Annotated in this window: 15 protein-coding genes; 9 read left to right on the top strand and 6 right to left on the bottom strand. The window is 69.7% G+C overall.

The genetic code is table 11. The features are described 5' to 3' along the window. The first annotated feature begins 38 nt into the window (after window positions 1-38). From SK803_RS28320 to SK803_RS28280, 9 genes are read left to right on the top strand one after another with little or no spacing between them, the layout of a single operon-like run. Window positions 39-1,049: a hypothetical protein gene (locus tag SK803_RS28320; protein ID WP_319969168.1), complete on the top strand. Its 1,011-nt coding sequence runs from the start codon at window positions 39-41 to the stop codon at window positions 1,047-1,049. Window positions 1,050-1,054: 5 nt separating this feature from the next. Continuing rightward, the gene (locus SK803_RS28315) at window positions 1,055-1,177 is read left to right on the top strand and encodes a hypothetical protein (protein WP_319969167.1); all 123 of its coding nucleotides are present in this window, start codon (window positions 1,055-1,057) and stop codon (window positions 1,175-1,177) included. Beyond that, entirely contained in the window at window positions 1,174-1,314 is a 141-nt protein-coding gene (locus SK803_RS28310) for a hypothetical protein (RefSeq protein WP_319969166.1), read from the top strand. Before SK803_RS28315 ends, SK803_RS28310 begins: the two co-directional genes overlap by 4 nt. A gap of 3 nt (window positions 1,315-1,317) precedes the next feature. Beyond that, window positions 1,318-3,174, top strand: a complete 1,857-nt coding sequence (locus SK803_RS28305; protein WP_319969165.1) for a carbamoyltransferase family protein — start codon at window positions 1,318-1,320, stop codon at window positions 3,172-3,174. A gap of 5 nt (window positions 3,175-3,179) precedes the next feature. Continuing rightward, window positions 3,180-4,043: a class I SAM-dependent methyltransferase gene (locus tag SK803_RS28300; RefSeq protein ID WP_319969164.1), complete on the top strand. Its 864-nt coding sequence runs from the start codon at window positions 3,180-3,182 to the stop codon at window positions 4,041-4,043. Further along, window positions 4,040-4,714: a DUF899 family protein gene (locus SK803_RS28295; RefSeq protein ID WP_319969163.1), complete on the top strand. Its 675-nt coding sequence runs from the start codon at window positions 4,040-4,042 to the stop codon at window positions 4,712-4,714. The genes SK803_RS28300 and SK803_RS28295 overlap by 4 nt, the downstream gene beginning before the upstream one ends. Window positions 4,715-4,765: 51 nt before the next feature. Beyond that, complete coding sequence (locus tag SK803_RS28290; protein ID WP_319969162.1) at window positions 4,766-6,058, top strand: aminotransferase class V-fold PLP-dependent enzyme; 1,293 nt, start codon at window positions 4,766-4,768, stop codon at window positions 6,056-6,058. 20 nt (window positions 6,059-6,078) lie between these two features. Continuing rightward, window positions 6,079-7,791 carry an ABC transporter substrate-binding protein gene (locus SK803_RS28285; protein WP_319969161.1) on the top strand — a complete coding sequence of 571 codons (1,713 nt, stop codon included), beginning with the start codon at window positions 6,079-6,081 and terminating at the stop codon, window positions 7,789-7,791. Then, window positions 7,788-8,462, top strand: a complete 675-nt coding sequence (locus SK803_RS28280) for an NHL repeat-containing protein (protein WP_319969160.1) — start codon at window positions 7,788-7,790, stop codon at window positions 8,460-8,462. Before SK803_RS28285 ends, SK803_RS28280 begins: the two co-directional genes overlap by 4 nt. On the opposite strand, the gene SK803_RS28275 is transcribed toward SK803_RS28280, so the two are convergent. The 6 genes from SK803_RS28275 to SK803_RS28250 all read right to left on the bottom strand — a co-directional run. Continuing rightward, window positions 8,428-9,126 carry a winged helix-turn-helix transcriptional regulator gene (locus SK803_RS28275; protein ID WP_319969159.1) on the bottom strand — a complete coding sequence of 233 codons (699 nt, stop codon included), beginning with the start codon at window positions 9,124-9,126 and terminating at the stop codon, window positions 8,428-8,430. The genes SK803_RS28280 and SK803_RS28275 overlap by 35 nt on opposite strands. Window positions 9,127-9,175: 49 nt before the next feature. Then, complete coding sequence (locus tag SK803_RS28270; RefSeq protein WP_319969158.1) at window positions 9,176-10,459, bottom strand: ABC1 kinase family protein; 1,284 nt, start codon at window positions 10,457-10,459, stop codon at window positions 9,176-9,178. 23 nt (window positions 10,460-10,482) lie between these two features. Beyond that, the gene (locus SK803_RS28265) at window positions 10,483-11,121 is read right to left on the bottom strand and encodes a YncE family protein (protein ID WP_319969157.1); all 639 of its coding nucleotides are present in this window, start codon (window positions 11,119-11,121) and stop codon (window positions 10,483-10,485) included. Window positions 11,122-11,125: 4 nt separating this feature from the next. Then, complete coding sequence (locus SK803_RS28260; protein ID WP_319969156.1) at window positions 11,126-12,031, bottom strand: 50S ribosomal protein L11 methyltransferase; 906 nt, start codon at window positions 12,029-12,031, stop codon at window positions 11,126-11,128. A gap of 139 nt (window positions 12,032-12,170) precedes the next feature. Further along, window positions 12,171-13,373 (bottom strand): DUF6004 family protein, encoded by a 1,203-nt coding sequence (locus SK803_RS28255; RefSeq protein WP_319969155.1) that lies wholly within the window; start codon window positions 13,371-13,373, stop codon window positions 12,171-12,173. A gap of 114 nt (window positions 13,374-13,487) precedes the next feature. Further along, a partial coding sequence (locus SK803_RS28250) for a hypothetical protein (RefSeq protein ID WP_319969154.1) occupies window positions 13,488-13,683 on the bottom strand: 196 nt, incomplete at its 5' end.

The raw sequence follows: 13,683 nt of genomic DNA, 5'->3' as shown, positions 1-13,683 counted from the left end.
AATTCAAGTGTTTCGCCGTGACGATCGGGGAGGCCGCAATGCCGATGCAAACCGAGTACAAACTCCTCGGCCTCAGTCCTCACCCGTTCGTCACCTACACGCTCAAGCCGCACTACCGGTCGGAGCTCGTGTGCACCGACTCGTTCGGCTTCCGGCAGAACTACGGCTCCGACGGCGTTCCACTCGACCTGCGCACCATTCGATCCCGGTACCAGCAGTGCCGCCTGCTGCTCGGCGGCAGCGTGGCGTTCGGCATCGGCGCGTCCTCGGACCGCAAGACGATGGCAGCGCTGCTGACCACGCCCCAGCGGCCGTTCCTCAACCTGGGCGTGAGCGCGGCCGCATGCCAGCAGGAGCTCGCCTACTACCTGGCCCTGCGTCATCTGCTGCCCGAGGTCACCGACGTCGTGCTGTTCACCGGTTTCAACGAGGCCGTGCACGCCGGCCTGCGGGAGGCCGAGGTGCATCCCGAGTTCGGCGGCACGGTGCTCGGTGAGATGCGGCTGCCTCCGCCGCCGCCCGGCCCGCTGACCCGGTTGGTGCGCAAGGGGCGCGGCGTCGTGAGCAGTGTCGTGAGCGGCGCGCCCGCGGCCGCCGAGGAGTGGGCCCGCACCGAGGTGGAGGACAACCTGCTGCCGCCCGAACTGGTCGAGCTGCGGTTGCGGGCCACCCTGGACCGCACGGTGCAGACCATGAAGATCTGGCGGATCTTCCAGGACGCGCTCGACATGCGGGTGCACTACGTGCTGCAGCCGTCGATCGGCTGGACCACCAAGCGGCTCACCGAACTCGAGCGGTCGCGGTGGGAGGAGGACCAGGTGCAGCTCGGCAAGGCCGTCCGGTGGCTCGCGACCGAGGTCGTGCACCAGCGGCTGCGCGACGAGCTGGAGACGGGCGCGAAGGAAGCGGGCATCCGGTTCTACGACGCCAACGACTGGCTCGCCGACGGCTACGACAACACCACGATCTTCATCGACGTCGCGCACTTCGACGACGCGGGTCAGCAGATCGTGGCCGACGAGCTCGAGCGCAGGCTCGACTGGAGGTGACGGCCGTGTTCATCCGGCTGCTGGCCAAGGTCTACCTGCTGACCCTGCGGTTCGGCGCACCGACCGGCAGGCCGTCGCGCTGGAGGACCGACGGCCGCGTGCCCGACGACTCCTACCCGCTGTCATGACACGCCGGTTGCTCGAACGCGTCCTGGTGGCCGCGTATCTCGCGCTGGGGCCGATCGCCCGCCTGCTGCGGCTGCGCACCCCGCCGGGCCGGTGGCGACCGTCGTCGAACCGCCACCGCTACCTCGAGAGCGCGTGACCCATGCTGATCCTGGGATTCTCCTGCCACTACCACAACTCCGCCGCGGCACTCGTCTCCGACGGCGAGATCGTCGCCGCGGTCGAGGAGGAACGACTCTCCCGGCTCAAGAACGACCCGAGCTTCCCGGCGCGGGCGATCAGCACGTGCCTGGAGACGGCGAACTCCACAATGGACGACGTGGACCTCGTGGCGTTCTACGAGAAACCGCACCGCAAGCTCGCCAGGGTGCTCTCCACCGCGATCAGGACCTACCCGGCCGGTCGCGAGCACTTCACCGAGGTGCTGACGAAGTGGGGACGCGAGTCGTTCTGGTCGCCGGGCGAGATGCGCGACCAGTTGCTCGCGCTGTCCCCCAGCAGGGGCACACGGGCCAGGTGGAACCGGCGGTTCGTGTTCGTGCCGCACCACCTGTCCCACGCCGCCTCCGCGTACTACCCGTCGCCCTTCACCGACGCCGCCGTCCTGGTGACCGACGGCGTGGGCGAGTTCTCCACCACGACGATCGGCGAGGGCTCACCGGAGACCGGGCTGCGGCTGCTGTCCGAACTCCGGTTCCCGCACTCGCTCGGCCTGGTGTACTCGGGCTTCACCCACTTCCTCGGGTTCCAGGTCAACGAGGGCGAGTACAAGGTCATGGGGCTCGCTCCCTACGGCGAGCCCCGGTTCCGCGACACGATCACCGACGCGGTGGTCCGGCCGCACGGGGACGGCTCCTTCGCGGTGAACGAGTCGCTGTTCACCTACCACGTGGACCGGCGGATGTACGACATGGCGGCGATGGAGCGGTTGTTCGGGCCACGGCGCGCGCCCGGTGCCGAGCTCACGCAGGTGCACGCCGACATCGCCGCCTCGATCCAGCTCGTGACCGAGGAAATGCTGCTGCGGCTGGCGGAGCGCGCCCGTCGCGAGACCGGCCGCGCGAAACTGGTCCTCGCCGGTGGGGTCGCGCTGAACTGCGTCGCGAACGGGCGGATCCTGCGCGAGGGCCCGTTCGACGACGTGTGGGTTCCGCCCGCGCCCGGTGACGCCGGTGGCGCGGTGGGTGCGGCGCTGCAGGCGTGGCACGGTCACGCCGGCGGCGCGGCCAGGGCCCCACGCCGTCCGGGAGCCGACGGCATGAGCGGCACCCGGCTCGGTCCCCGGTACAGCACCCGCGACGTCCGCGCCGCATTGGCCGACCACGAACTCGGCCACGTCGTCCTGCCACCGCAGGACATCACCGCCACCGTCGCGCGGCTGCTCGCCGACGGCAAGATCGTCGGGTGGTTCCACGGGCGCCTCGAGTTCGGCCCGCGGGCGCTGGGCGGCCGCTCGATCCTCGCCGATCCGCGGTCACCCGAGATGCAGCGGATCCTCAACCTGCGGGTGAAGCGGCGGGAGTCGTTCCGGCCGTTCGCCGCCGCGGTGCCGAGAGACCGCGCCCGCGAGTGGTTCCAGCTGGAAGGCAGACCCGGCTCGCTGCTCGGTGCGCCCGGCGCGGGCTACGACAGCCCGTACATGACCCTGGTGGCACCCGTGCACCCGGCGCGGGCGTTCGAGCTCGCCGATCCGGTGCGGCGGCTCGGCGGCCTGGACGTGGCGCGCAACGAGATCCCGTCGTGCACCCACGTCGACGGCACGTCCAGGGTGCAGACGGTGACGCCGGAGGACGACTGGCTGTTCCACGAGCTCCTCGTCGAGTTCGAGAAGATCACCTCGGTGCCGGTGCTGCTGAACACGTCGTTCAACCGGCGTGGTGAGCCGATCGTGTGCTCCCCGGACGACGCGGTCGAGTGCTTTCTCGACACCGACATCGACTACCTGTGCATGGAGGACACCATCTCCTGGAAGACGCCGGCAGCCGAGCTGCACGGGTGAGACCGGTGACCTCGGGCGCACGGACCGACGTGCTCGCGTTCTACCGCGAGCTGCCGTTCAACCACCGGCGGGACGCGCGGACGCAGGCCGGGCTGATCAGCGGCGCCGATCCCGCCCGCGGCTATCCGCCGCTGGTCACCGCACTGCGGCCGGGTCTGCGCCTGCTGGACGTCGGCTGCGGCACCGGCTGGCTCCCCATCGCGGCTGCGCTGCACCACCGTTGTCTGGCCAACGGGGTCGACTTCAACCCGGTGGCCGTCGACCGCGCCCGCGAGGTCGCCGATCTCCTCGGTGTGCCCGTCTCGTTCGAGGTCGCGGATCTCTTCACCTACCGGCCAGGTCCGCGGTTCGACCTCGTGACCTCGCTCGGCGTCCTGCACCACACCGACGACTGCGTGGGCGGGCTGGTCCACATCGGACAGTCCATGGTGGCCGGCGGCGGCCGGATGATCATCGGGCTGTACCACGAGCACGCCCGCGAACCGTTTCTCGCCCACTTCGACCGGATGCGCCGGCGCGGAGCGAGTGAGGACGCGCTGTACGCCGAGTTCCGCAGGCTGCGCCACGGAGGCGCCGCGCCGGCGGACGACGACGACACGTTCCTGCGGTCGTGGTTCCGCGACCAGGTGCTGCACCCGCACGAGACGCGGCACACGCTCGCCGAGATGCTGCCGGTGCTGGCGGACATCGGGTTCACGCTCGAGTCCACGTCCGTCAACGGGTTCGGCCCGCTGCCCGACGACCCCGGCGAGCTGCGGTACCGCGAACGTGCTCTCGCGCACGACGCAAGACGTGCGCTCGCCGCGGGCCGGTACGACCCCGGGTTCTTCCTGTTCCAGGCGGTCAGGACGAAGGGAGCAGTGCGATGAGCGAGGCCGTGGTCCCGATGTGGCCCAAGGGAACCGACGACCGGCACGTGTCCGCGCGGATCGAGCTCGCCAAGCAGGAACGGCGGCTGCGCGACCAGATCGAGGCCGTCGCCGCGGCCCGCCGGGCGCTGCCGCCGGGACCGGTGCTCGGCGAGTACGAGTTCGTCGAGGCCACCGCCGCGCAGGACCGCGTCCGGCTGACCGATCTGTTCGGCGAGCACGAGACCCTCGTCGTCTACCACCTGATGTTCGCGCCGTCCGACGACGAGGCCTGTCCGATGTGCTCGATGTGGGTGGACGGCTTCAACGGCGTCACGCCGCACCTGACCAGGCACACGGCGTTCGTGGTGGTCGCGAAGGCGCCGCCGGACCGGCTGCTCGAGTGGGCACGGCGGCGCGGCTGGGACCGGCTCCGCGTGCTGTCCAGCCACGGCACGAGCTTCAACGAGGACATGAACGCCGAGTTCGCGGACGAGGAGCAACGGCCGATGGTCAGCGTGCTGCGCAAGACCGGCGACACGGTCCAGCACCTGTACTCCCTGCCCGCCAACCTGATCGACGGCGCGGAGCGCGGCATCGACCTGCTGAGTCCGGTGTGGACGGTGCTGGACCTCCTGCCGGGCGGCAGGGGCGACTGGTACGCGAGCAACGACTACTTCCAGATCACTTAATAATCAGATAGTCTCTTTTACGCCTGGTCTGCTGGACGGAGGGGATCCACCGTGACCCAGAGCGTGCGACTCGACGCGGACACCCTCGCGACCGCGTCGTGGGAGAGCATCAGGGAAATCTTCGCTCTCGACCCCGGCACCACGCACCTCAACACCGGCACCATCGGCGCCATGCCGCACGAGGTCGTCGAGGTCTACGAACGCGTGACCAGGGAGTGGACCGGCAGCCTGGCGAACATCTACCCGCCGAGCCTCTATCCCGAGTACCGCGCGCAGATCGCCGCCGACTTCGGCGTCGACCAGGACGAGATGGTCATCTGCCACAACTCGACGGAGGGCATCGCCCGGATCATCGCGGGCCTCGACCTCGGACCGGACGACGAGGTGCTCACCACGACGCACGAGTGCTTCTCCGTGCTGTCGAACTTCAACCTGGCGCACAACAGGTTCGGCGTGAAGGTCAACCTGGTCACGCTGCCCTCCGGTCCGGACGTCACGGTCGAGGACGTCGTGCACACGTTCGAGGCCGCGCTCACCCCGCGCACCAAGGTGATGGCGTTCGCGGCCACCACCCTGTTCACCGGCACCCGGATGCCCATCCGCGAGCTGTGCGACCTGGCGCAGCGCCACGGCGTGATCACCATGATCGACGCCGCGCTGATGCCGGGGATGGTCGACGTGAACCTGCGCGAGCTCGGGGTCGACTTCATGGCGGGCTCGGGATCGAAGTTCCAGTGCGGGCCGCTGGGCACGGGCCTGCTCTACGCGCGCAACAAGGTTTTTCCCGAGCACAACCCCCTGCCACTGCCCCGGTTCTGGCCGGTGATCTCCACCTGGTACCCGCTCGTCGGTGACACGCCCGCGCGGACCAAGACCGCGGTGGAGACGTACAACATGGGCGACTACCTGCAGAGCGCGGGCAGCGCCAGCATCGCCCGCGCGGCCGCACTCGCGAAGGCCTGCGAGATCTGGAACGCCATCGGCCGCGGGCGGATCGAGGACCGGATCATGGAACTCGGCCGCTACGCCAAGCAGCGGGTCGCCGAGCACTTCGGTGAGTCCTCGCTGTACACGCCACTGCACGACACGCGACTGCACGCCCCGCTCGTCGCGTTCAAGCCGTTCCGCGCACCAGAGGACGCGTGGAACATCAAGAAGGTCATGGCGTTCGTGGACCGGCTGGAGAGCGCGCACCGGATCTGGATCCGCTGGGTCGAGTTCGAGGTGCCCGGCTCCCCGCACATGCACTACGCGGCACGGATCTGCACGCACCTGTTCAACAGCCACGACGAGATCGACCGCACGCTGAAGATCATGGCCGGGCTGGCCGACGAGATGGCGTGAACCCTGGAGGTCGCAGACACATGAGCAGCAGCGAGCCGCGGCGCGGCGGGACACTCCGGCTGTACGGCCCCGGCAGCATGGACCACGTCGACCCGGCGTGCGCCTACTACGCGCTCGGCCATCAGATCATCCGGCTCTACGCCCGGCAGCTCTTCACCTATCCCGCGGTCAGGGACCTGCGGGACTGGCGGGCGATCACCCCGGTCCCCGACCTCGCGGCCGAGCTGCCGACGACCTACAACGCCGGGCTGAGCGTCAACCACACGACGTACACGATCACGTTGCGCCCCAACGTCCTCTGGGACACCACACCACCGCGCCCGGTGACCGCGCACGACTTCGTGCGGGGGTTCAAGCGGATGTGCAACCCGGTCGCGGGCGCCGGCGCGATCCGGTACTTCACCAGCACCGTCCGGGGCATGGCCGAGTTCCGCGACGCCTACGCCGCGGCGATCGGGCCCGATCCGACCGCGGCCGACCTGGCGGAGTTCCAGAACAGCAACGAGATCGCCGGGATACGCGTGCTCGACGACGAGACGCTCGTCTTCGAGCTCGTCCGGCCCGCCGCGGACTTCCTGAACATCCTCGCGATGCCCTTCGCCTCGGCCGCACCCGCCGAGTACGACGCCTACCTGCCCGACAGCCCCGAGTTCCGCACCGACATCCGGTCCAACGGCCCGTACCGCCTCGTTCACTACGTGCACGGGCTGGAGTTGCGGGTGGAGCGCAACCCCGTGTGGGACCAGGCCACTGACGACGTGCGGCACCAGTGGGTCGACGCCGTCGAGGTCACCATGGAGCGGGCCGACCCGGTCGCGGTCGGGAAGAAGATCATCGCGGGCGAGGCGGACCTGTCCTGGGCCTCCCCGGTGACCGAGCCCTACGACGCGAACCCCACCGATCCCGGCAACGACCTCGGTTACGCGCTGAACCCGTATCTGGTCTTCAACACCGTCGGCCCGAACAACGGCGGAGCGTTGCGGCGCCCGGAGGTGCGGCGCGCGATCGCCCACGCCATCGACAAGGTGGCGATCGCGGAGATCTACGACAAGCTCGCCGCGGGCACCGTCATGCGACCAGCCCGATCGGCCATCCCGCCGGGCAACGACGGCTACGAACCGTTCGACCTGTACGCCACGCCCGGCGACCGCGGCGACCCGGCGAAGTGCCGTGCCCTGCTCGCCGAGGCCGGCTATCCCGACGGGCTCACACTCACCGCCGTGCACCGCGACGTGGACGCGAACCCGGACGTCGCCAAGTCGTACGCGCGTGACCTGGAGCAGGCCGGCATCACCGTCGATCTCGTCCCGATGGGCCACGCCGACTACTACGCGTTCCTCCAGGACCCGGCGAACGCGGAGGCGGGCCGGTGGGACCTCACCGCGCCGTCGTGGACCCCGGACTGGTTCGGCAACAACGGGCGCGCCTTCCTGCAGCCGATGTTCCAGACCAACCGGACCAGGGGCACCAGCAACTACGGCTGCTACAGCAACGAGGAGGTCGACCGGCTGATCGAGCTCGCGCTCGGCGAGACCGACACCGGGCGCGCGCACGCCGCCTGGCACGAGGTCGACGTCCAGGTCATGCGCGACGCCGCGATCGTGCCGATCCTCGTGCACGCGCCGACCATCCCGCACCTGTCCGGGCACCGCGTGCGCAACGCCATCGCGATGCCGACGATCGACCGCTGGTTCGACCTGTCGAACGTGTGGCTGGAGGACGACGAGCCGTGACCACGACACCGGAGACGACCATCCCGGTCGTGCGCTCACTGCCCGGCCCCGGCGAGTACATGTGCGGGCTCACCTACGCGGGCAGGCTGCTGTGGCACTCCGACCAGGACGCGAACCGGATCTGGGCGATCGACCCGCGGTTCGGCGAGGTGGTGCGCGAACTCGAGTGCAAGCGCGTCCGGGCCGACCTCACCCACCGCGACGGGTTGCTCTGCCAGATCGGCGGCAGGCCCAAGCGGATCGTGCTGATCGATCCCGGCACCGGCGAGATCACCGGCAGGCAGGAGGTGCTGCCGCCGAGCGGCCGGCTGACCGGGATCGAGAGCACCGCTGACGGCATGTGGATGTGCCTGCGCGATCCGGCCGTGTTGCAGCTGCGCGACCACGCGACGATGACGGTGCGGCGCGAGATCCCGGTCGAGGGCTGGCCGTCCGGGCTCACCTGCGTCAACCAGGTCGTGGTCTACGCGGAGTTCGACACCGGGCTGGTCCGCGCGGTCGACACCCGCACCGGCGAGATCATCGGCGCGGTGCGGGTCGAGGGCAGGCCGACGGGCATGGCGTGGGACGGCTACAGCATCTGGTACTGCGACTTCGACGCGCGCAGGTTCAAGGCGATCCGCGTCGAGGACGTCGTCAACTCGTCGCGCTGGCAGGTACCTCGGCAGTAGTGCGGCCTGCGCCCGCGTCGATCCCCATCAGCGCGCAGCACCGCAGCACCGCGTCGATGTCACCGTCCAGGCGCAGCCGCCCCATCACCATCGCGGCGAGCGGCGTGAGTCTGCCCGCGCCGATCTGGACGAACGACGTCGCGTCGGTGACGGCCTTCATCGCGGGCTCGACGGCGGGTCCCTTGACCGCACGCGGGACGCGGGAGCGCACCTCGATGTGGAAAACCTCGTCGTCCACGCGGAACTCGTAGCTCTCGTCGACGGCGGTGGCGAGTTCCGGGCGCAGCATCGACTCCACGGCGAGGAAGCCCCAGTGCGGGCGCACGGTGTCCTGCGGGGACACCTCGCCGACGAACTCGAGTCCCCACCTGGCGAGCCCCAGCACCAGGGGACGCAGGTCCTGGCCGACCGCCGTCAGCCGGTAGGCCAGCCGGGAGCCGGTGCCGTGCAGGTCGACCTGCTCGACAACCCCCTTCTCCACCAGGAACTTCAGCCGTTCGGCCAGCAGGTTGGTGCCGAGACCGGGCAGGTCGGCCAGCAGTTCGACGTACCGGCGGGGACCCATGAGCAGCTCGCGCACGACGAGCAGCGTCCACCGCTCGCCGACGACGTCGAGCGCCGAGGCCAGCCCGCAGTACTGGTGGTAGGTCCGCTTCTCACCCATGTCACTACTATAAACAGTAGTTTTACAGTCCGGCCAGCGGGGAATGACGTCAGCGCACCCCGAAGCGCCCGCGCATCAGCACCGGGCGGGCCACCTCCTGGAAGTCGACGTCGGGATCCAGCTCGCGGATCGTGCCCTCGATGACCAGCAGCGACAACAGCGGGAAGATCAGCTCCGGCGCGGCGTGGATGCCGTGCCCGCGCTGCAGGTCGAACATCTCGGTGGCGAACGCCATCAGGCTGAACTCCTTGGCCGACAGGCCGTGGCTGTGGTGCACCAGCGCGGCCATCCGTTCGAGGAAGCCGTCGACGTCCGCGTCGGGTCCCACGTTCGCGGAGCTCTCCACGACGATCGCGGCGCACTTCGGACCGTCGCCGATGGCCATGTTCAGGAAGAAGTCGGCGAACAGCCTCCGCAGCCGTTCGCTGAGCCGCACGCTGAAGCCGGCGTCGAGCACCACGACCTGGGCGCGCTCGGTGAAGTAGAGGTTGCCGGGATGCATGTCGCAGTGCACGAACCCGTCCACGAACAGCATCTGGTAGATCGCCGTGAGGCCGGACGCGGCGAACCGCTTGCGTGCGGCGGTCGTGCAACGGCCAGGGGTCTCGACGTCGAGGCCGGGGACGAACTCCATGACGATGCATTCCGGACGGCAGGCCTCGCCGATCACGAGCGGCACCCACACCCGCGGCACCGAGGACAGGTTCTCCCGCAACCGGACGAGGCTCTCGGCCTCACGCTTGAAGTCGAGCTGGCCCAGCACCGCGTCGCACATGTGCCCGACGACCTCGGTCACCGGGACGCCGCGGAACACCGGCAGGCAGGCGGCCAGCGCGGCGCCGCGGCGGATCAGTTCGAGGTCGTGCCGCATCACCCGGTCGATGCCGGGCCTGCGCAGCTTGAGCGCGACCTCGCGGCCGGAGCGCAGGCGTGCCCGGTGGACGCACGCCACGCTGCCGCTGGCCACCGGGACGAGGTCCACCGAGGTGAACAGCACGTCGAGGTCGGCGCCGTAGGCCTCCCGCAGGGCTCGTCGGGCGCGCGGGGCGGACAACGGTGTCACCGAGTCCTGCAAAGCCGACAGCGCGTCGCACAAGTGGCCGGGCAGCACATCGCGCCGTGTCCCGAGCACCTGACCGGCCTTGACGAACGCCGGGCCGAGCGCCATGACCAGCGCCACGATCCGGCGGTCCGCCCGCCGCCACGCGACGGCGCGGCCGCGCACCGCCGCCTCCGCCACGCCGGCCAGCAGTGCGGGCACCAGGAACACGACGACGGTGGCCACCACCCTGGCCGCGCGCAGTCCCAGTGCGACAGTCCTCAGTGGATTCATGGGTGCGTCCCCTCCCCCGCGGGTCAGCTCTTGACGATGCCGGGCACCTCGATGGCTCGCAGCTGCAGCGTCGTGTAGTCGCAGTACCAGATCCGGCTGCCGTCCCAGGTGATCCCGGTCGGGTTGCCCGCGACGGAGAACGCGGCGACCTCACGCCGTTCGCCGATGTCGACCAGGTTGATCGTGGACGCCTGGTGGTCGGCGTAGACCAGGTAGCTGTCCGACACGGTCACCCCGGCCACGCGGCCCGACACCGGGAACGTGTCGAGCAGCCCGAAGCCGTCGGGGTCGCGCAGGTCGATCTGCCGCAGGTCCTCGTAGCCGAGCCAGACGCCGTGCCTGGTGGCCTCGAGACCGCACAACACGTTGCCAGGTCTCGGGTTCGGCACCTCCCCGACCGCCTCCGCCGTCTCCGGGTCGATCATCCGCAACGCCCTGCGGTCGCCGACGACCTGGACCAGCCTGCCGGCGATCGTCGTCAGGTCGGTCCGCACCTCCGGGCACGGGATGCGGTGCTCGATCTCCCCGCTGTAGGGGTCGAGCGCCATGATCTGGTTCGACACGGCCTCGGAGAACAGCAGGAACTCCCCCGACCACGTCAGACCGCACAGTTTCAGCGCCCTCACCGGGATGTCCCGCACGGTGCCGGCAGCGAACGGCATGACCTCACCTCCCCGGCCCGGTGATGCGGCAGTCCAGCCGCCACTCCATCGCGTCTCTGGCCCTTCCCCTGCCGCGCGGCACGGTCACGCCCACGACGATCTCGTCACCGGCGCGAACCTCCTTGTGCCGCAACGGCCACACCCACACCGCCCAGTTGCAGCCGGGATAGGACGGGTAGTTCGACAGGGTGACGCCGTCGGCGAGCTCCGCGGCGAAGTACCCGATGACCGCCTGCAGACAGCCGCTCTCCCGCACCCGCAGCCGTACCTCCCGCTCGGGCGAACTCACCGAACCGGGGCCGATGCCGTCGTCGGACAGCACCGCGGGCGGCGCGAGAAAACGCGGCTCGCGCTGGAAGAAGTGCAGCTGCGCATGGGGTTCGACGACGTGCTGCACCGCGTCGAGCCGGTAGCCGGGCAGCCCGGGCGGACCGTCCCGCCACAGCCCCCAGCCCTCGTCGTCGAACTCGATGGCGGCCAGGTGCGTGACGAGCCTGCGCGGGATCACGGTGCCGCCCTCGCGCAGGTTGCGGCGGGCGACCGCGCCCAGCACCTCGACCATCTGCTCCTCCGGGCCGAGGTTGCCCATCATCTCGGAGACGACGACATCGGCTGCCTGCGGCAGTTTCGCGATGCGCGCCTCGCCCTGCACGAGCGTGAGCCGGTCCCCGAGGTCGTTCTGCCGGATGATCTGCTCCGCCACGGCGGCCATGGCCGGGTCCGCCTCGATGGCGTACACGTGCGCGGCACCGTGCCGCAGCGCCAGCATCGAGAGCACCAGCGTCCCCGCGCCGACGTCCACCACGACGTCGCCCTCCCGCACGACCGACGCGAGCGCCTGGTCGTAAGCATGCAACCGGGGGCGGTCCGCGAGCATCACCTGATGCATCAACAGCAGCCGCTGGTCCACGGACGCCTCCCCCGACGAACGTTCCTCCCGGACGTGATGTCCGGGAGGAACGTCGCGATCTGACCCGCACCGGGTCGACCCGAAACGATGACTATCTGACTTTTAACTAAAGTCGCTCCGGATCGGCGTGTCAAGGGACTCAGACGTTGACCGCCGCGTGCTCGCCGACGAAGGCGTCGCGCATGACCAGCTGGACACCGGTCAGCCGGGCCTTGACCTCGTCGTCGGTCGTGACCAGCGCGGAGTCCGTGCCGTCCATGGAGAGTTCGGTCCCGGTGGCCTCCATGTCCTTCAGCTTGCCGTTGACGTGCACGGCGTTGGCCGAGTACAGCGTGCCGTTCTGCGTGAGCAGCTCGAAGTTCGCGTCGAAGTGCAGCTCGCTCGGGTACTTCACGCGGCTCAGGCTGTCCTCGGTGCCCTCGCCGAGCGTGCCGCCGGACACCCGCGGCCAGCTCGCCCGCAGCATGACCCGGCCGCCGAGTTCCTCGCAGTGCCCGGTCACCGCGACGCGGGCCAGCTGCGCCAGCACACCGTTGCCCTCAGCGTGCTTCTCGGGGCCGAACAACAGGATCTCGGTGCCCGCCGCCTTCTTGTGGTCGCCGGCCAGGTCGACCCGCACCGTCTTACCGCCGACCTCGAGCTCCACTCGGCCCTCGAGCGAGACCTGCATGATCATCGACGGGTCGACCAGCATGGACATGCACGGTCCGGCACTGGGCGCGAAGAACACGGTCGGCGTGATCCCGACGGGCTCGTTCTCGTCGTTCGCCGGGTACCAGGCCTCCGGCAGTGTCGTGCCGCGCGCCACGTTCGGTGCCTGCACGACCTCGAACGGGCCGTCGCCGCGCGGGTTGCCCAGGTACGGGCCGGTGAGCGGCTTCTTGAACGGCGGGACGTGGTCGACGACACCGTGGATGTCGATGACGTTGCGGTGTGCGAGCCGCAGCGTGCTCGTCTCCAGGATGCCGAACCGGCGGATGTAGAACTCGGCGGGGAAGTTCTTGCCGGGCACGATCTGGCGCACGTGGCCGGTGTTGGGCAGGAACGGGTTGGACAGCACCTGGATGCGGTCGTCCAACTCGTAGCTGAAGCCCTTGATGCCGACCTCGGGCGCGCTGATGAGCTCGGTCTCGAACTCCGCGTAGCCCTTCTCGTCCACCCGGTGCTCGAAGCCCGGCATGGGCCACTTGTTGAGCTGGACGAAACCGGACAGGTTGATCGTCTCCCGCCGTCCGGAGTAGTAGTCCTCACCGAACACCACGGTCGCCGCCGCGAGAATGTGCGGCCTGATGGGCTTGGGTTCGAGGTTCAGCGACTCGTAGGTCTCCCTGAGGTTGCTCACTGCAGACACCTCCAGCGTCTTCCAACTTGTGTGAATAACGCTATAGGTTTTTATAGTGTTCGTCTAGGCATACCCGAGGTTTCCAGCACACGTGGACACATCACGGCGCAGTGGTCAGTCGAGGGCGGCCACGACTTTGGTCAGGCCGGTGAAGGTGAAGGCCGCGTCGTCATCGTCCGGTGTGGACACGTCGACCAGGATCCGTTGTCCCGGCTGGATCTCGCCGAACAGGATCTTCTCCGACAGGGTGTCCTCGATCTCGCGCTGGATCGTCCGGCGCAACGGGCGGGCGCCCAGCACCGGGTCGAAC

This window comes from Lentzea miocenica, assembly GCF_033949945.1.
GTDB lineage: Bacteria > Actinomycetota > Actinomycetes > Mycobacteriales > Pseudonocardiaceae > Lentzea > Lentzea miocenica.
The sequence above is the reverse complement of the archived record's forward strand: the minus strand, read 5'-3'. Positions and strand labels throughout refer to the sequence as shown.

Excerpts from the sequence above, each read along its gene's own strand:
- SK803_RS28320 (WP_319969168.1), top strand. The coding sequence starts at position 39 with ATGCCGATGCAAACCGAGTACAAACTCCTCGGCCTCAGTCCTCACCCG.
- SK803_RS28310 (WP_319969166.1), top strand. The coding sequence starts at position 1,174 with ATGACACGCCGGTTGCTCGAACGCGTCCTGGTGGCCGCGTATCTCGCG.
- SK803_RS28305 (WP_319969165.1), top strand. The coding sequence starts at position 1,318 with ATGCTGATCCTGGGATTCTCCTGCCACTACCACAACTCCGCCGCGGCA.
- SK803_RS28295 (WP_319969163.1), top strand. The coding sequence starts at position 4,040 with ATGAGCGAGGCCGTGGTCCCGATGTGGCCCAAGGGAACCGACGACCGG.
- SK803_RS28285 (WP_319969161.1), top strand. The coding sequence starts at position 6,079 with ATGAGCAGCAGCGAGCCGCGGCGCGGCGGGACACTCCGGCTGTACGGC.
- SK803_RS28275 (WP_319969159.1), bottom strand. The coding sequence starts at position 9,126 with ATGGGTGAGAAGCGGACCTACCACCAGTACTGCGGGCTGGCCTCGGCG.
- SK803_RS28270 (WP_319969158.1), bottom strand. The coding sequence starts at position 10,459 with ATGAATCCACTGAGGACTGTCGCACTGGGACTGCGCGCGGCCAGGGTG.
- SK803_RS28265 (WP_319969157.1), bottom strand. The coding sequence starts at position 11,121 with ATGCCGTTCGCTGCCGGCACCGTGCGGGACATCCCGGTGAGGGCGCTG.